Raw genomic sequence first — 20,812 nt, 5'->3', positions numbered from 1 at the left:
TCCAGTATCCATCAAATTAGTTTGCCGGGGTTGGAACTTGCTCTGGAACGGCCATAGAAAAACCCAGCCATTTGGTTTGTAGCTGCGCCAGTTTTCCCGATTTATTCAACTGCACAATGCCGTCGCTGACAAATTTGACCAGTGAGGCGCTATCCGCATCTTTTCTTCCGGCCCATGCATACCAGGTGGCCGGGCCAAACGGCGGGCGTACAATTTCAAACGTATCACCACGTGTCTTCACCAACGGCGCGAGGTTCGGCAGCGATTGCACAACCGCGTCAACACGATGTGCCGCCAATGCCGCGTAAGCTTCGTTATAATCAATAAAGGCTTTTATTTCTTTAACGCCGTGACCGGTGGTGGGTTTAAGTACCGATGCTTCATACTCTTTTAGCACAGCAATCTGCGGCGCCCCGGCCTGACTGGCGACAATCATGCCCTGGAGATCTTTGGCGCTGTTAATACGGCTATCCCCTTTGCGTTTCAGAATGGCTACGCTGGCGTCAGAAAAGGGAGCGGTAAAGGCGAATTTAGCTTCACGATCGCGGGTGATGGTTAAAGAGGTTGCCACAAAGTCGAATCGTTTGCTTTCCAGTCCGGGTAAAATCCCCTGAAATGGAATATCCAGCTGAACCACTTTCACCCCGGGTAATCCCTTCATGACTTCCGTGAGAATATCTTTTCCCAGACCGACTATTTTGCCATCTTCAAGCATTTCAAAAGGGGCATAGCGCGCTTCTGTGGCAATCACTATTTCTTTTTTTTGCTTAATATCATCCAGCAAATCAGCCTGGGCAGTGGGTATCATTAATGGTGAAAGTTGTATGACAGACATTGACAGTAACAGCCACAGTTTATTTTTCATGAGATTTCTCCGCGAATTTGAATGACGCTGATAATATTTATTCATTCTCTTAGCGGCGACAAACGGTGGTTTCTAACTGATAACTATTAGCACGGCTAATGGTGCCTTTGGCATGAATAGTGCTTATTGCAGGTTATTTAGCAACAGAGAAACCGATGATGCAACCTAAACCAGGTTTGCCGTCCCTGGACGGTTTGCGCTACTTTGATGCCGCGGCGCGTAATCTTAGTTTTACCCGTGCCGCGCAGGAACTTTTTCTTACTCAGAGTGCGGTAAGCCAGAAAATTCAATTACTTGAACAACATCTTGGCTATCTTGTCTTTCACCGGACTCCCGCAGGGTTACGCTTAACCCCGCAGGGTGAACAGCTGTTTATCGGGGTGCGTCAGGCATTTTCCATCCTTGAAACCACGCTGCACCAAACCGGTGAAGAAACTCTTGAGGGCACCATAAAGATTCGGGTTATGCCGTCCTTTGCAACCAAATGGCTGCTTCCCCGATTACATCAGTTTTATGAGCAGTACCCTGTCAGTCTGGAAATTGATGCCGATATGACACCCGCCAATTTTAAATCTGACGCAGTCGATATCGCCATTACTCCTTTTTGGGTTGACGATAAAAATTTAATTCAACGACACCTGTTCAATGATGTGATCTATCCTGTGATCAGCCCGGATTTGATGAAAAACCGACCTCTGAAAAATTACAGCGATCTCTGCGGTTTACGCTTACTACATGATTCCATGCCGCAAAATGCCTATAGCACCCACTGGCGATCTTATTTTGCCCGCCTCGGGCTCTATGACCTGGATGTTGAGGCTGGAACCGGCTTTTCCCGTGCCGACCTCGTGCTCCAGGCCGCCTGCGCCGGACAAGGGATCGCCTTAAGTCGTCACTCTTTGTGTGCAACGGAGGTTCGCAATGGCGCACTGATACGCCCTTTTACAGATATCGTCGAAGACGGACAGGTGTGGTTAACCTGTCCGCGTAATAATGAGAAACGGCCACGCGTTCAGGCGTTGGTCAACTGGCTGACGGAGGAAACCGCGCGTCATATTGCAGAACGCAAGCAAATCCTCAGTGAATATACACTGCATAAGGCCAGCTAATGACGACAAATTAATAATCTCCGTTTGTCGCAAGATATCGTTTTCCAGATGATGACAACACGCCATTATCAACAACGGAGTTTATCATGAGCATGCCAGATATTATTGAATTAGCTAATGGACAAAAAGTAAAAGGAACGTTCAGCACCCATGAAATGCAGCGCCGACTGTCAGGATTACGCGCCATCATGGAGGCAGATAGTATTGATGCAGTTATTTTAACCTCGGTTCATAATATTAATTATTACGGCGATTTTTTATATTGTAGCTTTGGACGCCAGTATGCCCTGGTGGTGACGCCGAGCCAGTCATTTTTAATTACCACCAATATCGATGGCGGCCAGGGATGGCGTCGTAGCTACGGTGCAAATATCGTTTACACGGACTGGCAGCGTGATAACTATTACCGGGCAGTGCGCAAAGTGGTTCCTGATGATAGCCGGCGGATTGCCCTTGAAGGCGACCATGTGACGATCGAACAGCGTGCTAAATTTTGTCATTACTTAACCCAGACAGAGTTTGTTGATATTGCCCCGGCGACGATGCGTATGCGCATGATTAAGTCTGCCGAAGAGATCGCGCTTATTAAATTTGGTGCCCAGGTCGCCGACCTCGGGGGGGCGGCATGTATCGAGGCGATTGCCGAAAATGTTCCCGAGTATGAAATCGCACTGGCGGCCACGTCAGCGATGACCCGGGAAATCGCGAAACGCCTGCCGCATGTTGAATTGCGTGATACCTGGACGTGGTTTCAGTCTGGCTTGAATACTGATGGAGCACACCATCCGGTGACATCCCGTCGTCTCAAGGCAGGCGATATTTTATCGCTGAACTGTTTTCCAATGATTGCCGGCTACTATACCGCGCTGGAACGAACACTGTTCTTCGGTCAGCCCAGCGATGAGCAACTACGTTGCTGGGAGATCAACTGCGAAGTGCACCGCCGTGGGCAGGAGTTAATCCGTCCAGGCACACGTTGTTGCGACATTGCCGCCTCGCTTAATGAAATTTATCGCGAGCATGGTCTTCTGCAGTACCGGACCTTTGGTTATGGTCATTCGTTCGGCGTACTGAGTCACTATTATGGTCGTGAAGCCGGTTTAGAATTGCGCGAGGATATTGAGACCGTTTTGGCACCAGGAATGGTTGTCTCGATGGAGCCGATGATCATGCTGCCGGAGAGCATGCCGGGGCACGGTGGTTACCGCGAACACGATATCCTGGTCGTAACCGAAATGGCAGCAGAGAACATAACTCATTTCCCCTATGGTCCTGAGCATAATATTATTGCAGCTAATATATAAGCATGCCGAATGACTCCTGTGCTGCGCCTTGATAAGAAAATAATGAGCAGCAGATGGCATCGCACCGTCTCTGTTCGGCTGCATCCGGCTGGCAGACCGTTCCGGAGCATCACGCCCCGCTCTGGCAGCAGGTCAGTCAGGTGGAACCCGAAATCTGATTTATTCAACAAAGCCGCACCAAATCATCACTCGAAGATATTCAGGCATGGTACATCCGCGGCAAGCCCCTAATTTGTACTGAGGGGCAAAGTGAAAAAAGTTACTTTTTGTTGAAACGACAGTTAGCAATAACCCCCGCTTGCGGGGGCCATACCCACCAGGAGCAAACGCAGAAAGCCCGAGATACTTCAGCTGTACCGGGGGCTGGCGACATTTCAGGCAACACTCATAGTTGACATCCTCCCCGCCCTAAAGGGCGGGGAGGATGTCAATAATAGCAGACCACATCATGATGTCATTCTGACCGACAGATGCCAGAAGCAGAGGATCCATCCCATTTTATACCTACCTTATAACACTTAGAAAAACAACATGTTAAAAATGTTTATTGGAAACAATTTTATTTCCAATTGTAATGATAACCATTCTCATATTAATATGGCTACGTGATAATTAACTTTTGATGCACTCCGCATGTCTGACCGTGCCACTACCACAGCTTCCTTAACGTTCGAGTCGCTTTATGGCACCCATCACGGCTGGTTGAAAAGTTGGCTGACGCGCAAACTCCAGTCTGCCTTTGATGCAGATGACATTGCCCAGGACACTTTTTTGCGGGTAATGAGCAGCGAAACGCTCTCGACGATCCGCGATCCTCGCTCTTTCCTGTGCTCTATCGCCAAACGCGTGATGGTGGACCTGTTTCGCCGAAACGCGCTGGAAAAAGCGTATCTGGAGATGCTGGCGCTTATGCCGGAGGGGGTAGCGCCTTCACCTGAGGAACGCGAAAGCCAGCTCGAGACCCTACAACTCGTCGACAGCATGCTGGACGGGCTAAACGGAAAAACACGTGAAGCGTTTCTGCTTTCGCAACTGGATGGCCTGACATACAGCGAGATTGCGCACAAACTCGGTGTTTCCGTCAGCTCCGTGAAAAAATACGTGGCGAAAGCCGTCGAGCACTGCCTGCTGTTTCGTCTGGAGCATGGGTTATGAATCCTTCGTTAACCGATTCCCGCCGTCAGGCGCTGCGTTCAGCTTCCCACTGGTATGCCGTGCTAAGCGGCGAGCGCGTCAGCCCACAACAGGAAGCGCGCTGGCAACAGTGGTATGAACAGGATCAGGATAACCAGTGGGCCTGGCAGCAGGTTGAAAACCTGCGCAACCAGCTTGGCGGTGTGCCTGGCGACGTTGCCAGCCGGGCGCTGCACGATACCCGCCTCACCCGCCGTCACGTGATGAAAGGATTACTGCTGTTGCTCGGCGCTGGCGGAGGCTGGCAACTCTGGCAGTCGGAAACCGGCGAAGGTCTGCGGGCAGATTACCGCACCGCCAAAGGCGCAGTCAGCCGTCAGCAACTGGAAGATGGCTCCCTGCTCACGCTGAATACCCAAAGCGCGGCGGATGTGCGTTTTGATGCGCATCAGCGCACCGTCCGGCTCTGGTACGGTGAAATCGCCATTACTACCGCGAAAGATGCGCAGCAACGCCCCTTCCGCGTCCTGACCCGTCAGGGCCAACTCACCGCTTTAGGGACAGAATTTACCGTCCGCCAGCAGGATAATTTCACGCAGCTTGACGTGCAGCAGCACGCCGTGGAAGTGCTTCTCGCCAGTGCCCCCGCGCAAAAACGCATCGTGAACGCTGGTGAAAGCCTGCAGTTCAGCGCCTCTGAGTTTGGCGCAGTGAAACCGCTGGATGACGAGAGTACAAGCTGGACGAAGGGCATCCTGAGCTTCAGCGATAAACCGCTGGGTGAGGTGATAGCCACGCTAAGCCGTTACCACAACGGCGTGCTGCGCTGCGATCCCGCCGTTGCCGGGCTGCGCCTGAGCGGGACGTTCCCGCTGAAAAATACCGATGCGATCCTGAACGTTATCGCTCAAACGCTTCCCGTTAAAATTCAGTCTATTACGCGGTACTGGATAAACATTTCACCGCTGTAAGAAAAATAATTCTCATTTCGATTGTCCTTTTTACCCTTCTCGTTCGACTCATAGCTGAACACAACAAAAATGATGATGGAGAAGGTATGACGCCGTTACGCGTTTTTCGTAAAACAACACCTTTGGTTAACGCCATTCGCCTGAGCCTGCTGCCGCTGGCCGGTCTCTCGTTTTCCGCTTTTGCTGCACAGGTTGATATCGCACCGGGATCGCTCGACAAAGCGCTCAATCAGTATGCCGCACACAGCGGAATTACCCTCTCGGTTGACGCCAGCCTGACGCGCGGCAAGCAGAGCAACGGTCTGCACGGAGATTACGACGTCGAGAGCGGCCTGCAACAGCTGCTGGACGGCAGCGGACTGCAGGTAAAACCGCTGGGAAATAACAGCTGGACGCTGGAGCCCGCGCCCGCGCCAAAAGAAGATGCCCTGACCGTGGTCGGCGACTGGCTGGGCGATGCGCGTGAAAACGACGTATTTGAACATGCTGGCGCGCGTGACGTGATCCGCCGTGAGGATTTCGCCAAAACCGGCGCAACCACCATGCGTGAGGTGCTTAACCGCATCCCTGGCGTCAGCGCGCCGGAAAACAACGGCACCGGCAGCCACGACCTGGCGATGAACTTTGGCATCCGGGGCCTGAACCCACGCCTCGCCAGCCGCTCGACCGTCCTGATGGACGGCATCCCCGTCCCCTTTGCCCCTTACGGTCAGCCGCAGCTTTCACTGGCTCCCGTTTCGCTCGGCAACATGGATGCCATTGACGTGGTGCGCGGTGGTGGTGCGGTGCGTTACGGACCGCAGAGCGTGGGCGGCGTGGTGAACTTTGTTACCCGCGCCATTCCGCAGGACTTTGGTATCGAGGCGGGGGTGGAAGGTCAGCTCAGCCCAACCTCTTCACAAAACAATCCGAAAGAGACGCACAACCTGATGGTGGGCGGCACAGCGGACAACGGTTTTGGCACCGCGCTGCTCTACTCCGGCACGCGCGGCAGTGACTGGCGCGAGCACAGCGCCACCCGCATCGACGACCTGATGCTGAAAAGCAAATACGCGCCGAATGAGGTGCACACCTTCAACAGCCTGCTGCAATATTACGATGGTGAAGCCGACATGCCCGGCGGCCTGTCCCGCGCGGATTACGACGCCGATCGCTGGCAATCCACCCGCCCGTATGACCGCTTCTGGGGCCGTCGCAAGCTGGCGAGCCTGGGCTACCAGTTCCAGCCGGACAGCCAGCATAAATTCAACATTCAGGGGTTCTACACCCAAACCCTGCGCAGCGGCTACCTGGAGCAAGGCAAACGCATCACCCTCTCGCCGCGTAACTACTGGGTGCGCGGTATTGAGCCACGCTACAGCCAGAGCTTTATGATCGGCCCTTCCGCGCACGAAGTGGGCGTGGGCTATCGCTATGTGAATGAATCAACGCATGAAATGCGTTACTACACCGCCACCAGCAGCGGGCAGTTGCCGTCCGGCTCAAGCCCTTACGACCGCGACACGCGTTCCGGCACCGAGGCGCACGCCTGGTATCTGGATGACAAAATCGACATCGGCAACTGGACCATCACGCCGGGTATGCGTTTCGAACATATCGAGTCATACCAGAACAACGCCATTAAAGGCACGCACGAAGAGGTGAGCTATAACGCACCGCTTCCGGCGTTGAACGTGCTCTATCACCTGACTGACAGCTGGAATCTTTATGCAAACACTGAAGGCTCGTTCGGCACCGTACAGTACAGCCAGATTGGCAAGGCTGTGCAAAGCGGCAATGTGGAACCGGAAAAAGCGCGAACCTGGGAACTCGGTACCCGCTACGACGACGGCGCGCTGACGGCGGAAATGGGGCTGTTCCTGATTAACTTTAACAATCAGTACGACTCCAACCAGACCAACGACACCGTCACTGCACGTGGCAAAACGCGCCATACCGGGCTGGAAACGCAGGCACGTTACGACCTGGGTACGCTAACGCCAACGCTTGATAACGTTTCCGTCTACGCCAGCTATGCGTATGTGAACGCGGAAATCCGCGAGAAAGGCGACACCTATGGCAATCAGGTGCCATTCTCCCCGAAACATAAAGGCACGCTGGGCGTGGACTACAAGCCGGGCAACTGGACGTTCAATCTGAACAGCGATTTCCAGTCCAGCCAGTTTGCGGATAACGCCAATACGGTGAAAGAGAGCGCCGACGGCAGTACCGGCCGCATTCCCGGCTTCATGCTCTGGGGCGCACGCGTGGCGTATGACTTTGGCCCGCAGATGGCGGATCTGAACCTGGCGTTCGGTGTGAAAAACATCTTCGACCAGGACTACTTCATCCGCTCTTATGACGACAACAACAAAGGCATCTACGCAGGCCAGCCGCGCACGCTGTATATGCAGGGGTCGTTGAAGTTCTGATGTGTTAACGCCCGGCTTGCCGGGCTTTTAGCTGGAATGTGACTATGTTGGCATTTATCCGTTTTATTTTTGCAGGCCTGCTGCTGGTGATCGGCCACGCCTTTGCCGCCACGGTTCAGGACGAACACGGCACGTTTACACTCGATAAAACGCCACAACGGATTGTGGTGCTGGAACTCTCGTTCGCCGATGCGCTGGCCGCCGTGGACGTCAGCCCGATCGGTATTGCCGACGATAACGATGCAAAACGCATCCTGCCCGAAGTGCGTGCGCACCTGAAACCGTGGCAGTCCGTCGGAACGCGCGCGCAGCCGAGCCTGGAAGCCATTGCTGCCCTGAAACCAGACCTGATCATTGCCGACAGCAGTCGCCATGCGGGGATTTACACCGCCTTGCAGCAAATCGCGCCGGTACTGCTGCTTAAGTCCCGCAACGAAACCTACGCTGAAAATTTGCACTCAGCGGCTATCATCGGCGAAGTGGTAGGTAAAAAACGAGAGATGCAGGCGCGTCTGGAACAACATAAAGAGAAGATGGCGCAGTGGGCCAGCCAGCTTCCCACAGGGACACGCGTGGCCTTTGGCACATCACGCGAACAGCTATTCAACCTGCATACCCAGGAGACCTGGACCGGCAGCGTGCTGGCTTCTCTGGGGCTGAACGTTCCCGCTGCGATGGCGGGCGCGTCCATGCCGTCCATCGGCCTGGAGCAACTGCTGGCGGTCAATCCTGCCTGGCTGCTGGTTGCCCACTATCGCGAAGAGAGCATTGTTAAACGCTGGCAACAAGATCCGCTCTGGCAGATATTAACCGCCGCGCAGAAGCAGCAGGTTGCTTCAGTCGACAGTAACGCCTGGGCGCGGATGCGCGGTATTTTTGCCGCAGAGCGTATTGCCGCTGACACGGTAAAAATCTTCCACCATCAGCCGCTTACCGATGTGAAATGACCGCGCTAAAACACCCGGTGCTGCTGTGGGGGCTTCCCGTTGCAGTACTTATTATTATTTTCTGGCTGAGTCTGTTTTGCTACTCGGCCATTCCTGTTTCCGGAGCAGACGCAATCCGCGCCCTGCTGCCTGGACACACGCCAACGCTACCAGAAGCGCTGGTGCAAAACCTTCGTTTGCCGCGAAGCTTGGTCGCCGTTCTGATCGGCGCAAGCCTGGCGCTCGCGGGCACGCTGCTGCAAACCCTGACCCACAACCCAATGGCCTCTCCTTCACTGCTCGGCATTAACAGCGGCGCGGCGCTGGCTATGGCGCTTACCAGCGCGCTGAGTCCGACGCCGGTTGCAGGCTATTCCCTGTCGTTCATCGCGGCATGCGGGGGCGGCGTGAGCTGGCTGCTGGTCATGACCGCAGGAGGCGGGTTTCGTCATACCCAGGACAGAAACAAACTGATCCTCGCGGGTATCGCGCTGTCGGCCTTTTGTATGGCCCTGACCCGCATCACCCTGCTGCTGGCCGAAGATCATGCTTACGGCATCTTTTACTGGCTGGCAGGCGGAGTGTCCCACGCCCACTGGCAGGATGTCTGGCAGCTCTTGCCGGTGGTGGTCACTGCAGTCCCTGTCGTGTTGCTGCTGGCGAATCAACTGAACCTGCTCAACGTCAGCGACAGTACCGCCCATACGCTGGGAGTGAACCTGCCGAGACTACGTTTGATCATCAATATGTTAGTGCTGCTTCTGGTTGGCGCGTGCGTCAGTGTGGCAGGTCCGGTGGCGTTTATCAGCCTGCTGGTGCCACATCTGGCGCGCTTCTGGGCAGGCTTCGATCAGCGCAACGTACTGCCGGTGAGCATGCTGCTGGGGGCCACGCTGATGCTGATGGCAGATGTACTCGCACGCGCGCTGGCCTTCCCCGGCGATCTGCCCGCAGGCGCAGTGCTGGCGCTGATTGGCAGTCCTTGCTTTGTCTGGCTGGTGAGGAGGCGAGGATGAAAATTGCGCTGGTCATTTTCATCACCCTTGCCCTGGCAGGCTGTGCGCTGTTATCACTCCATATGGGGGTGATCCCCGTGCCGTGGCGCGCGCTGCTGACCGACTGGCAGGACGGACGCGAGCATTATTATGTATTGATGGAGTACCGACTGCCGCGCTTGCTGCTGGCACTGTTTGTCGGTGCAGCCCTCGCCGTGGCGGGCGTGCTGGTACAGGGGATTGTGCGTAACCCGCTAGCATCACCGGATATTCTCGGCATTAACCATGCCGCCAGCCTTGCCTCTGTGGGAGCACTGCTTCTTATGCCATCACTATCCGTGATGGTGCTGCCGCTGCTGGCCTTTGCGGGCGGTATGGCGGGGTTGATCTTGCTGAAGATGCTGGCAAAGACCCACCAGCCGATGAAGCTGGCGCTCACCGGCGTGGCGCTTTCCGCCTGCTGGGCGAGCCTGACGGATTACCTGATGCTCCTGCACCCGCAGGATGTAAACAGTGCCCTGCTGTGGCTGACGGGTAGCTTATGGGGGCGCGACTGGCACTTTGTGAAGATTGCCGTGCCGTTGCTCATTCTGTTTTTGCCGCTGAGCCTGCGCTTTTGTCGCGATCTCGACCTGCTGGCGCTGGGCGATGCACGAGCAGCCACGCTCGGCGTGTCGGTTCAGCGCACCCGGTTCCAGGGGCTGATGCTGGCTGTCGCGATGACAGCAACCGGCGTGGCCGTCTGTGGCCCGATAAGTTTTATTGGTCTCGTCGTGCCGCACATGGTGCGCAGGATCGCCGGCGGGCGTCACCGCTGGCTGATGCCCGTTTCGGCCCTGACGGGCGCGTTGTTGCTGGTCATTGCCGATCTGCTGGCACGAATCATTCATCCGCCGCTGGAGCTTCCGGCAGGCGTGCTGACCGCCATTATCGGCGCACCGTGGTTTGTCTGGCTGCTTGTGAGAATGCGATAAATGAGATTACGTACTGAAAATCTGACCGTCAGCTATGGCGCACAAACCGTGCTGGATGGACTTTCTCTCGCCCTGCCTGCCGGAAAAATCACGGCCCTGCTCGGCCCTAACGGTTGCGGGAAATCGACGCTGTTGAACTGTTTTTCTCGCCTGTTAACACCAGACTCTGGCGAGATATTGCTTGATGAAAAACCCATAGCCGGTTTTTCCGCCCGCCAGCTGGCTCGCCGCCTGGCTTTACTGCCGCAACACCATTTATCCCCCGAGGGGATCACTGTACGGGAACTGGTTTCCTACGGCCGCAGCCCGTGGCTGTCGTTGTGGGGGCGACTCTCCGCGGAAGACAACGAGCGGGTCAACGTGGCAATGAGTCAGACCCGGACGCGCAATCTGGCTGACCGCAGGTTAACCCAGCTTTCCGGCGGCCAGCGCCAGCGTGCGTTTCTGGCGATGGTGCTGGCACAGGATACCCCACTCATTCTTCTTGATGAGCCTACGACCTACCTCGATATCAATCATCAGGTTGAACTGATGCGCCTGATGGTTGAACTCAAAAGGCAGGGGAAAACCGTAGTGACGGTACTCCACGATCTGAATCAGGCCAGCCGCTATTGCGATCATCTGGTGGTACTGGCAAGCGGTCGCGTGATGGCGCAAGGTGCTCCGGAAGCAGTGATGAAACCAGAGCTTCTAAAGACGGTGTTCAGCGTAGAAGCGGAAATCCATCCCGAACCGGTATCTGGCAGACCCATGTGTGTGGTGAAGTAGTCTGGCGAAGTGATAAGGATCATCACAGGACAGATAAAGGAAGTGATAACCACCTGCCAACAGGCACCAAAATCTGGCTGGTTGCCGGTATCACCGACATGCGCAACGGCTTCAATGGTCTCGCCGCAAAGGTGCAGACGATGCTGAAAGATGACCCGATGTCCGGCCATGTCTTCATCTTCCGGGGCCGCAGCGGCAGTAAGGTCAAACTGCTGTGGTCCACCGGCGACGGGCTGTGCCTGCTGACCAAACGGCTGGAACGCGGCCGCTTCGCCTGGCCCTCTGCCCGCGATGGCAAAGTGTTCCTGACCCCGGCGCAGCTGGCAATGCTTCTGGAAGGCATCGACTGGCGGCAGCCTAAAAGACTGCTTACGTCCCTGACCATGTTGTAGGCCTCTTTATCCTGGTTGTCGTTGAATAAGCCTGGTAAAATGCGGGCTTATGAACAACACCTCCCCCTGACGACATCCTTCTGCTGAAACAGCGCCTGTCCGAACAGGAAGCGCTGAACCGCGCCCTGCTGGAAAAGCAGGCCGACCGGGAGCGCGAAATAGACCATCTGCAGGCGCAGCTGGATAAGCTTCGCCGAATGAACTTCGGCAGTCATTCTGAATAAATCTCCCGCCGCATCGCGCAGATAGAAGCCGACCTGAACCGGCTTCAGACAGAAAGCGATACGCTGACGGGTCGGGTTGCCGATACGGGCCGGGCCCCGTATCGTTTTAACCCTGAATATTCATCGCAGATATTGTTTCGGGTTTTCCGTTATACCAGCCCTGAACTAGGTAACCGGGGCCAAGAGAACGGACGAATTCAAACTGTCCTGGCGTTTCCACCCCTTCAAACACCAGTGGTTTGCCAGTACCACGTAACCCTTTCACCACAGAAACAAGTAGCGCTCGCTTCACCGGGTCATCAATATTGGCAATAAAAATACGGTCTATTTTTATCTCATCGAAATCCAGTACCGTCAGCCATTCAATATGGGGGCCGCTTGGAAAACGGAAAATATCCTACGTTAAGCCTGTTTTTTGAGCTGGCATGACGGGCAGCTATGAGCGAAGTATAGTCATTCGCCCTATCTCTTTTGTCGCACTTTCAACAAGGGGGTCGCTTGGAAAGCGGAACGAGGTCAGTCTCCGCCCGGACTGCTCAGCTCTTTAAACAGCAAAAGAGAGGCATCTTATGAGAAGGGATTATTCAGTATGTCAGGGCAGACTGCTTTTTCATCCGCAGGTACTGAGGGTAAATGCTCAATTCCGGTACGATTCTTACTCTATAGCCAGACAGAATTCAGCATTGTGCTGAACCCGAATCTTTTTTTACTCTGACAGGCCTGTTCATCAGAACCCTGAAAAAACAATTTTCCCGTTCACATTTTTATTTTCCATGTCCTCATGAGCCCGGCGAAGTGCTTTAGCATTCAGCCTGCCATACTCTGCCAGCAACGGAGGTTTGAGCTTACCGGAATCCAGCATGCATGAGAGTTTGTTAAGAATATCATGCTGTTTAGACATGTCCGCAGTAGCATGCATGGGGCGGGTAAACATTGCCTCCCAGTGAACAGAAACGCTCTTAAATTTGATCAAACGCAGATCCAGTGGTTCAGGGTCGTCGATGAGTCCGATACGGCCTTGTGGGGCAATAATTTCGGCCATATTTTCCCAGGCAGATGGCGTGGTGTACGTTGAGAAAATCCGGGTAATGGGAGGGAGTCCAGCAAGGCTGGCAACCTGTGGCGCAAGCGCACATGAATGATCCAGGACATAATGCGCACCAAACCCGCGAACCGCTCTGACACTCTCCTGCCGGGAGGCAGTCCCGATGATGTTCACCCGACTCAGAGTGCGGGCAAGCTGTATAGCCATACAAGGGACTCCGCCCGCACCGCCAAGCATCAACAGGGTCTGATCAGCATCTCCGTTCACTGACAACTGCAGACGATCAAATAACATTTCCCAGGCTGTCAGACCGGTCAGAGGAACCGACGCTGCAGCTTCAAAACTTAGTGCTGCCGGCTTTATCCTCGTAATGCGTTCGTCAACCAGCTGAAACTCTGCGTTGGCTCCCTGGCGATCGAGCACACCGGCATAGAAAACGTGGTCACCTGGCCTGAACAGCGTCACATCTGGTCCGGTTGCTTCAACAACACCGGAAGCGTCGTATCCCATAACTACCGGATTGCCTGCAGAGGGGCTGATGTTTCGCCGGCTTTTCAGGTCCCGTGGGTTAACCGCGACCGCCCTGACTCTGATCAAAAGATCACGCCCCTTGGGCATGGATGGGTGGGGAAGCGACAAATCTTCAATAACGGATGTACTTTCCCCGGGTTGCCAGAAACCAACGGCTTTCATTCTGTCTCCTTAAAAAGGTCAGTCACCAGATAAATAAATGTAAAAGTGTGCGGAACGCGATACCCGCCAGTGCCCCCGGCAGTGCAAATCGAAAAATACGCAGAAAGCGGGCGCTGATGCCCATGAATATACCAATGCCCGGCAAATCAAAACTGTTGATGAGAAATCCGGCTGAGCGGTTAATTTCGTTAACGGTCAGGTTACCGCTATGGATAAGGTCAGTCGGTAATGCTGTCAACCTGTTGATGACTATTTTAATCTGTTGTCATTCAATCCTTGTAACATCAGGATGATCCTGGTGTCAGTGAAAATACGAAATCAACACGTTGGTATCATTACCCACCTGTGAACTGACGTCGGCATTTTGAATCTCACTTCGGCGTGCCCCCTCCGAATGGCGCAAAACATTTCGTGGTATGGCATGATAGCACCCGAAGAGAGTCAATTCAGGGTGGTAAATGTGAAACCAGTAACGCTATACGATGTCGCAGAGTATGCCGGTGTCTCTTATCAGACCGTTTCCCGCGTGGTGAACCAGGCCAGCCACGTCTCTGCGAAAACGCGGGAAAAGGTGGAAGCGGCGATGGCGCAGCTGAACTACATTCCCAACCGCGTGGCACAACAACTGGCGGGGAAACAGTCGTTGCTGATTGGCGTTGCTACCTCCAGTCTGGCCCTGCACGCGCCGTCGCAAATTGTCGCGGCGATTAAATCTCGCGCCGATCAACTGGGTGCCAGCGTGGTGGTGTCGATGGTAGAACGAAGCGGCGTCGAAGCCTGTAAAGCGGCGGTGCACAATCTTCTCGCGCAACGCGTCAGTGGGCTGATCATTAACTATCCGCTGGATGACCAGGATGCCATTGCTGTGGAAGCTGCCTGCGCTAATGTTCCGGCGTTATTTCTTGATGTCTCTGACCAGACTCCCATCAACAGTATTATTTTCTCCCATGAAGACGGTACGCGACTGGGCGTGGAGCATCTGGTCGCATTGGGTCACCAGCAAATCGCGCTGTTAGCGGGCCCATTAAGTTCTGTCTCGGCGCGTCTGCGTCTGGCGGGCTGGCATAAATATCTCACTCGCAATCAAATTCATCCGATAGCGGAACGGGAAGGCGACTGGAGTGCCATGTCCGGTTTTCAACAAACCATGCAAATGCTAAATGAGGGCATCGTTCCCACTGCGATGCTGGTTGCCAACGATCAGATGGCGCTGGGCGCAATGCGCGCCATTACCGAGTCCGGGTTGCGCGTTGGTGCAGATATCTCGGTAGTGGGATACGACGATACCGAAGACAGCTCGTGTTATATCCCGCCGTTAACCACCATCAAACAGGATTTTCGCCTGCTGGGGCAAACCAGCGTGGACCGCTTGCTGAAACTCTCTCAGGGCCAGGCGGTGAAGAGCAATCAGCTGTTGCCCGTCTCACTGGTGAAAAGAAAAACCACCCTACCGCCCAATACGCAAACCACCTCTCCCCGCACGTTGGCAGATTCCTTAATGCAGCTGGCACGACAAGTTTCCCGACTTGAAAGCGGGCAGTGAGCGCAACGCAATTAATGTGAGTCAGCTCACTCATTAGGCACCCCAGGCTTTACACTCTATGTGTCCGGCTCGTATGTTATGCGAAAATGTGAGCGGATAACAATTCACGCAGGATACAACTATGACAATGATTACGGATTCACTGGCCGTCGTATTACAACGTCGTGACTGGGAAAACCCTGGCGTTACCCAACTTAATCGCCTTGCGGCACATCCCCCTTTCGCCAGCTGGCGTAATAGCGAAGAGGCTCGCACCGATCGCCCTTCCCAAGAGTCGCGCAGCCTGAATGGTGAATGGCGCTTTGCCAGGTTTCCGGCACCAGAAGCGGTACCAGAAAGCTGGCTGGAGCGCGATCTTCCTGACGCCGATACTGTCATCGTCCCCTCAAACTGGCAGATGCACGGTTACGATGCGCCTATCTACACCAACGTGACCTATCCCATTGCGGTCAATCCGCCGTATGTTCCCACGGAGAATCCGACGGGTTGTTACTCGCTCACATTTAATGTTGATGAAAGCTGGCTACAGGAAGGCCAGACGCGAATTATTTTTGATGGTGTTAACTCGGCGTTTCATTTGTGGTGCAACGGGCGCTGGGTCGGTTACGGACAGGACAGTCGTTTGCCGTCTGAATTTGACCTGAGCGCATTTTTACACGCCGGAGAAAACCGCCTCGCGGTGATGGTGCTGCGCTGGAGTGACGGCAGTTATCTGGAAGATCAGGATATGTGGCGGATGAGCGGCATTTTCCGTGACGTCTCGTTGCTGCATAAACCGAGCACGCAAATCAGCGATTTCCATGTAGCCACTCACTTTAATGATGATTTCAGCCGCGCTGTACTGGAGGCAGACGTTCAGATGTACGGCGAGCTGCGCGATGAGCTGCGGGTGACGGTTTCTTTGTGGCAGGGTGAAACGCAGGTCGCCAGCGGCACCGCGCCTTTCGGCGGTGAAATTATCGATGAGCGTGGTGGTTATGCCGATCACGTCACCCTACGTCTGAACGTCGAAAACCCGAAACTGTGGAGCGCCGAAATCCCGAATCTCTATCGTGCGGTGGTTGAACTGCACACCGCCGACGGCACGCTGATTGAAGCAGAAGCCTGCGATGTCGGTTTCCGCGAGGTGCGGATTGAAAATGGTCTGCTGCTGCTGAACGGCAAGCCGTTGCTGATTCGCGGCGTTAACCGTCACGAGCATCATCCTCTGCATGGTCAGGTCATGGATGAGCAGACGATGGTGCAGGATATCCTGCTGATGAAGCAGAACAACTTTAACGCCGTGCGCTGTTCGCATTATCCGAACCATCCGCTGTGGTACACGCTGTGCGACCACTACGGCCTGTATGTGGTGGATGAAGCCAACATTGAAACCCACGGCATGGTGCCAATGAATCGTCTGACCGATGATCCGCGCTGGCTACCCGCGATGAGCGAACGCGTAACGCGAATGGTGCAGCGCGATCGTAATCACCCGAGTGTGATCATCTGGTCGCTGGGGAATGAATCAGGCCACGGCGCTAATCACGACGCACTCTATCGCTGGATCAAATCTGTCGATCCTTCCCGCCCGGTACAGTATGAAGGCGGCGGAGCCGACACCTTCGCAACCGATATTATTTGCCCGATGTACGCGCGCGTGGATGAAGACCAGCCCTTCCCGGCTGTGCCGAAATGGTCCATCAAAAAATGGCTTTCGTTGCCTGGAGAGACGCGCCCGCTGATCCTTTGCGAATACGCCCACGCGATGGGTAACAGTCTTGGCGGCTTCGCTAAATACTGGCAGGCGTTTCGTCAGTACCCCCGTTTACAGGGCGGCTTCGTCTGGGACTGGGTGGATCAGTCGCTGATTAAATATGATGAAAATGGCAATCCGTGGTCGGCTTACGGCGGTGATTTTGGCGATACGCCGAATGATCGCCAGTTCTGCATGAACGGTCTGGTCTTTGCCGACCGCACGCCGCATCCGGCGCTGACGGAAGCAAAACACCAGCAGCAGTTTTTCCAGTTCAGTTTATCCGGGCGAACCATCGAAGTGACCAGCGAATACCTGTTCCGTCATAGCGATAACGAGCTCCTGCACTGGATGGTGGCGCTGGATGGCAAGCCGCTGGCAAGCGGTGAAGTGCCTCTGGATGTCGCTCCACAAGGTAAACAGTTGATTGAACTGCCTGAACTACCGCAGCCGAAGAGCGCCGGACAACTCTGGCTAACGGTTCACGTAGTGCAACCGAACGCGACCACATGGTCAGCAGCCGGACACATCAGCGCCTGGCAGCAGTGGCGTCTGGCGGAAAACCTCAGCGTGACACTCCCCTCCGCGCCCCACGCCATCCCGCAACTGACCACCAGCGAAACGGATTTTTGCATCGAGCTGGATAATAAGCGTTGGCAATTTAACCGCCAGTCAGGCTTTCTTTCACAGATGTGGATTGGCGATAAAAAACAACTGCTGACGCCGCTGCGCGATCAGTTCACCCGCGCACCGCTGGATAACGACATTGGCGTAAGTGAAGCGACCCGCATTGACCCTAACGCCTGGGTCGAACGCTGGAAGGCGGCGGGCCATTACCAGGCCGAAGCAGCGTTGTTGCAGTGCACGGCAGATACGCTTGCCGACGCGGTGCTGATTACCACGGTCCACGCGTGGCAGCATCAGGGGAAAACCTTATTTATCAGCCGGAAAACCTACCGGATTGATGGAAGTGGTCAAATGGCGATTACCGTTGATGTTGAAGTGGCGAGCAATACGCCACATCCGGCGCGGATTGGCCTGACCTGCCAGCTGGCGCAGGTAGCAGAGCGGGTAAACTGGCTCGGATTAGGGCCGCAAGAAAACTATCCCGACCGCCTTACTGCGGCCTGTTTTGACCGCTGGGATCTGCCATTGTCAGACATGTATACCCCGTACGTCTTCCCGAGCGAAAACGGTCTGCGCTGCGGGACGCGCGAATTGAATTATGGCCCACACCAGTGGCGCGGCGACTTCCAGTTCAACATCAGCCGCTACAGTCAACAGCAACTGATGGAAACCAGCCATCGCCATCTGCTGCACGCGGAAGAAGGCACATGGCTGAATATCGACGGTTTCCATATGGGGATTGGTGGCGACGACTCCTGGAGCCCGTCAGTGTCGGCGGAATTCCACCTTAGCGCCGGTAGCTACCATTACCAGTTGCTCTGGTGTCAAAAATAATAATAACCGGGCAGGCCATGTCTGCCCGTATTTCGCGTAAGGAAATCCATTATGTACTATTTAAAAAACACAAACTTTTGGATGTTCGGTTTATTCTTTTTCTTTTACTTTTTTATCATGGGAGCCTACTTCCCGTTTTTCCCGATTTGGCTACATGACATCAACCATATCAGCAAAAGTGATACGGGTATTATTTTTGCCGCTATTTCTCTGTTCTCGCTATTATTCCAACCGCTGTTTGGTCTGCTTTCTGACAAACTCGGGCTGCGCAAATACCTGCTGTGGATTATTACCGGCATGTTAGTGATGTTTGCGCCGTTCTTTATTTTTATCTTCGGGCCACTGTTACAATACAACATTTTAGTAGGATCGATTGTTGGTGGTATTTATCTAGGCTTTTGTTTTAACGCCGGTGCGCCAGCAGTAGAGGCATTTATCGAGAAAGTCAGCCGTCGCAGTAATTTCGAATATGGTCGCGCGCGGATGTTTGGCTGTGTTGGCTGGGCGCTGTGTGCCTCGATTGTCGGCATCATGTTCACCATCAATAATCAGTTTGTTTTCTGGCTGGGTTCTGGCTGTGCATTCATCCTCGCCGTTTTACTCTTTTTCGCCAAAACGGATGCGCCCTCTTCTGCCACGGTTGCCAATGCGGTAGGTGCCAACCATTCGGCATTTAGCCTTAAGCTGGCGCTGGAACTGTTCAGACAGCCAAAACTGTGGTTTTTGTCACTGTATGTTATTGGCGTTTCCTGCACCTACGATGTTTTTGACCAACAGTTTGCTAATTTCTTTACTTCGTTCTTTGCTACCGGTGAACAGGGTACGCGGGTATTTGGCTACGTAACGACAATGGGCGAATTACTTAACGCCTCGATTATGTTTTTTGCGCCACTGATCATTAATCGCATCGGTGGGAAAAACGCCCTGCTGCTGGCTGGCACTATTATGTCAGTACGTATTATTGGCTCATCGTTCGCTACCTCAGCACTGGAAGTGGTTATTCTGAAAACGCTGCATATGTTTGAAGTACCGTTCCTGCTGGTGGGCTGCTTTAAATATATTACCAGCCAGTTTGAAGTGCGTTTTTCAGCGACGATTTATCTGGTCTGTTTCTGCTTCTTTAAGCAACTGGCGATGATTTTTATGTCTATTCTGGCGGGCAATATGTATGAAAGCATCGGTTTCCAGGGCGCTTACCTGGTGCTGGGTCTGGTGGCGCTGGGCTTCACCTTAATTTCCGTGTTCACGCTTAGCGGCCCCGGCCCACTTTCTCTGCTGCGTCGCCAGGTGAATGAAGTCGCTTAAGAAATTAATGTCGGATACGGCGCGAGCGCCTTATCCGACCAACTTATCAGGACGGAATGTTAAAAATGAACATGTCGATGACAGAAAAAATAAAAGCAGGCAAGCTATTTACCGATATGTGCGAAGGCTTACCTGAAAAAAGACTTCGTGGGAAAACATTAATGTATGAGTTCAATCACTCGCATCCATCAGAAGTTGAAAAAAGGGTAATGACTCCAACTTATTGATAGTGTTTTATGTTCAGATAATGCCCAATGACTTTGTCATGCAGCTCCACCGATTTTGAGAGCGACAGCGACTTCCGTCCCAGCCGTGCCAGGTGCTGCCTCAGATTCAGGTTATGCCGCTCAATTCGCTGCGTATATCGCTTGCTGATTACGTGCAGCTTTCCCTTCAGGCGGGATTCATACAGCGGCCAGCCATCCGTCATCCATATCACCACGTCAAAGGGTGACAGCAGGCTCATAAGATGCCCCAGCGTCGCCATAGTGCGTTCACCGAATACGTGCGCAACAACCGTCTTCCGGAGCCTGTCATACGCGTAAAACAGCCAGCGCTGGCGCGATTTAGCCCCGACATAGCCCCACTGTTCGTCCATTTCCGCGCAGACGATGACGTCACTGCCCGGCTGTATGCGCGAGGTTACCGACTGCGGCCTGAGTTTTTAAGTGACGTAAAATCGTGTTGAGGCCAACGCCCATAATGCGGGCGGTTGCCCGGCATCCAACACCATTCATGGCCATATCAATGATTTTCTGGTGCGTACCGGGTTGAGAAGCGGTGTAAGTGAACTGCAGTTGCCATGTTTTACGGCAGTGAGAGCAGAGATAGCGCTGATGTCCGGCAGTGCTTTTGCCGTTACGCACCACCCCGTCAGTAGCTGAACAGGAGGGACAGCTGATAGAAACAGAAGCCACTGGAGCACCTCAAAAACACCATCATACACTAAATCAGTAA

General features: G+C 54.2%; 18 protein-coding genes and 2 pseudogenes. 15 read left to right on the top strand and 5 right to left on the bottom strand.

Translation table 11 applies throughout. The features are described 5' to 3' along the window. Positions 1 to 16 precede the first annotated feature (16 nt). Positions 17 to 865, bottom strand: a complete 849-nt coding sequence (locus AC6CWS_RS24965) for a transporter substrate-binding domain-containing protein (RefSeq protein WP_004206591.1) — start codon at positions 863 to 865, stop codon at positions 17 to 19. A gap of 155 nt (positions 866 to 1,020) precedes the next feature. Here AC6CWS_RS24965 and AC6CWS_RS24960 point away from each other — a divergent pair, with 155 nt between their 5' ends. The 11 genes and pseudogenes from AC6CWS_RS24960 to AC6CWS_RS24910 form a co-directional block, all read left to right on the top strand. Beyond that, the gene (locus AC6CWS_RS24960) at positions 1,021 to 1,974 is read left to right on the top strand and encodes a LysR substrate-binding domain-containing protein (protein WP_020806218.1); all 954 of its coding nucleotides are present in this window, start codon (positions 1,021 to 1,023) and stop codon (positions 1,972 to 1,974) included. 86 nt (positions 1,975 to 2,060) lie between these two features. After that, a complete protein-coding gene (locus tag AC6CWS_RS24955; RefSeq protein ID WP_004206589.1) occupies positions 2,061 to 3,278 on the top strand; it encodes an aminopeptidase P family protein in 1,218 nt (405 codons plus the stop codon). 633 nt (positions 3,279 to 3,911) lie between these two features. Next, positions 3,912 to 4,433 carry an RNA polymerase sigma factor FecI gene (fecI, locus tag AC6CWS_RS24950; RefSeq protein WP_020325012.1) on the top strand — a complete coding sequence of 174 codons (522 nt, stop codon included), beginning with the start codon at positions 3,912 to 3,914 and terminating at the stop codon, positions 4,431 to 4,433. Further along, complete coding sequence (gene fecR, locus AC6CWS_RS24945) at positions 4,430 to 5,383, top strand: ferric citrate uptake sigma factor regulator FecR (protein ID WP_020325007.1); 954 nt, start codon at positions 4,430 to 4,432, stop codon at positions 5,381 to 5,383. The genes fecI and fecR overlap by 4 nt, the downstream gene beginning before the upstream one ends. Before the next feature lie 86 nt (positions 5,384 to 5,469). Further along, positions 5,470 to 7,794, top strand: a complete 2,325-nt coding sequence (gene fecA / locus AC6CWS_RS24940) for a TonB-dependent Fe(3+) dicitrate receptor FecA (protein WP_020325014.1) — start codon at positions 5,470 to 5,472, stop codon at positions 7,792 to 7,794. Positions 7,795 to 7,838: 44 nt separating this feature from the next. Further along, on the top strand, positions 7,839 to 8,741 hold the full coding sequence (gene fecB, locus AC6CWS_RS24935; RefSeq protein ID WP_004182127.1) for a Fe(3+) dicitrate ABC transporter substrate-binding protein FecB: 903 nt from the start codon (positions 7,839 to 7,841) through the stop codon (positions 8,739 to 8,741). Beyond that, entirely contained in the window at positions 8,738 to 9,736 is a 999-nt protein-coding gene (fecC, locus tag AC6CWS_RS24930; RefSeq protein ID WP_004182126.1) for an iron-dicitrate ABC transporter permease FecC, read from the top strand. The genes fecB and fecC overlap by 4 nt, the downstream gene beginning before the upstream one ends. Continuing rightward, positions 9,733 to 10,689 carry a Fe(3+) dicitrate ABC transporter permease subunit FecD gene (fecD, locus tag AC6CWS_RS24925; protein ID WP_004118246.1) on the top strand — a complete coding sequence of 319 codons (957 nt, stop codon included), beginning with the start codon at positions 9,733 to 9,735 and terminating at the stop codon, positions 10,687 to 10,689. Before fecC ends, fecD begins: the two co-directional genes overlap by 4 nt. Continuing rightward, the gene (fecE, locus tag AC6CWS_RS24920) at positions 10,690 to 11,457 is read left to right on the top strand and encodes a Fe(3+) dicitrate ABC transporter ATP-binding protein FecE (RefSeq protein ID WP_004152282.1); all 768 of its coding nucleotides are present in this window, start codon (positions 10,690 to 10,692) and stop codon (positions 11,455 to 11,457) included. It abuts the gene before it with no gap. A 53-nt stretch (positions 11,458 to 11,510) separates the two neighbouring features. Then, entirely contained in the window at positions 11,511 to 11,849 is a 339-nt protein-coding gene (tnpB, locus tag AC6CWS_RS24915) for an IS66 family insertion sequence element accessory protein TnpB (RefSeq protein ID WP_029497456.1), read from the top strand. Positions 11,850 to 11,898: 49 nt separating this feature from the next. After that, positions 11,899 to 12,157 (top strand): annotated as a pseudogene (locus tag AC6CWS_RS24910) (IS66 family transposase); the annotation flags it as partial. A gap of 22 nt (positions 12,158 to 12,179) precedes the next feature. On the opposite strand, the gene AC6CWS_RS24905 reads toward AC6CWS_RS24910, so the two are convergent. From AC6CWS_RS24905 to AC6CWS_RS24895, 3 genes are all read right to left on the bottom strand, one after another. Next, the gene (locus AC6CWS_RS24905) at positions 12,180 to 12,422 is read right to left on the bottom strand and encodes an EAL domain-containing protein (RefSeq protein WP_072023598.1); all 243 of its coding nucleotides are present in this window, start codon (positions 12,420 to 12,422) and stop codon (positions 12,180 to 12,182) included. A gap of 378 nt (positions 12,423 to 12,800) precedes the next feature. Then, positions 12,801 to 13,811, bottom strand: a complete 1,011-nt coding sequence (locus AC6CWS_RS24900; RefSeq protein ID WP_023316426.1) for a zinc-binding alcohol dehydrogenase family protein — start codon at positions 13,809 to 13,811, stop codon at positions 12,801 to 12,803. A 22-nt stretch (positions 13,812 to 13,833) separates the two neighbouring features. Next, on the bottom strand, positions 13,834 to 14,049 hold the full coding sequence (locus AC6CWS_RS24895) for a hypothetical protein (protein WP_004152285.1): 216 nt from the start codon (positions 14,047 to 14,049) through the stop codon (positions 13,834 to 13,836). A 222-nt stretch (positions 14,050 to 14,271) separates the two neighbouring features. Between AC6CWS_RS24895 and lacI the strand changes: the two genes are divergently transcribed. The 4 genes and pseudogenes from lacI to AC6CWS_RS24875 form a co-directional block, all read left to right on the top strand. Continuing rightward, positions 14,272 to 15,354 carry a DNA-binding transcriptional repressor LacI gene (gene lacI, locus AC6CWS_RS24890; protein ID WP_004206569.1) on the top strand — a complete coding sequence of 361 codons (1,083 nt, stop codon included), beginning with the start codon at positions 14,272 to 14,274 and terminating at the stop codon, positions 15,352 to 15,354. Positions 15,355 to 15,475: 121 nt separating this feature from the next. Next, the gene (gene lacZ / locus AC6CWS_RS24885; RefSeq protein WP_023316425.1) at positions 15,476 to 18,550 is read left to right on the top strand and encodes a beta-galactosidase; all 3,075 of its coding nucleotides are present in this window, start codon (positions 15,476 to 15,478) and stop codon (positions 18,548 to 18,550) included. A gap of 51 nt (positions 18,551 to 18,601) precedes the next feature. After that, complete coding sequence (lacY, locus tag AC6CWS_RS24880; protein ID WP_003846917.1) at positions 18,602 to 19,855, top strand: lactose permease; 1,254 nt, start codon at positions 18,602 to 18,604, stop codon at positions 19,853 to 19,855. A 65-nt stretch (positions 19,856 to 19,920) separates the two neighbouring features. Beyond that, positions 19,921 to 20,061, top strand: a pseudogene (locus AC6CWS_RS24875) (maltose acetyltransferase domain-containing protein); the annotation flags it as partial. Positions 20,062 to 20,075: 14 nt separating this feature from the next. Here the strand turns inward: AC6CWS_RS24875 and AC6CWS_RS24870 are convergent. Beyond that, positions 20,076 to 20,772 (bottom strand): IS1-like element IS1A family transposase gene (locus AC6CWS_RS24870; RefSeq protein ID WP_498256453.1). Its coding sequence is split into 2 segments (ribosomal slippage): positions 20,076 to 20,520 and positions 20,519 to 20,772, totalling 699 coding nucleotides; the frame shifts between segments, so codons are not numbered across the junction. Between the last annotated feature and the right edge of the window lie 40 nt (positions 20,773 to 20,812).

The organism is Klebsiella sp. M041 (assembly GCF_059759695.1).
This window is presented reverse-complemented; position numbering and strand designations above follow the sequence as displayed.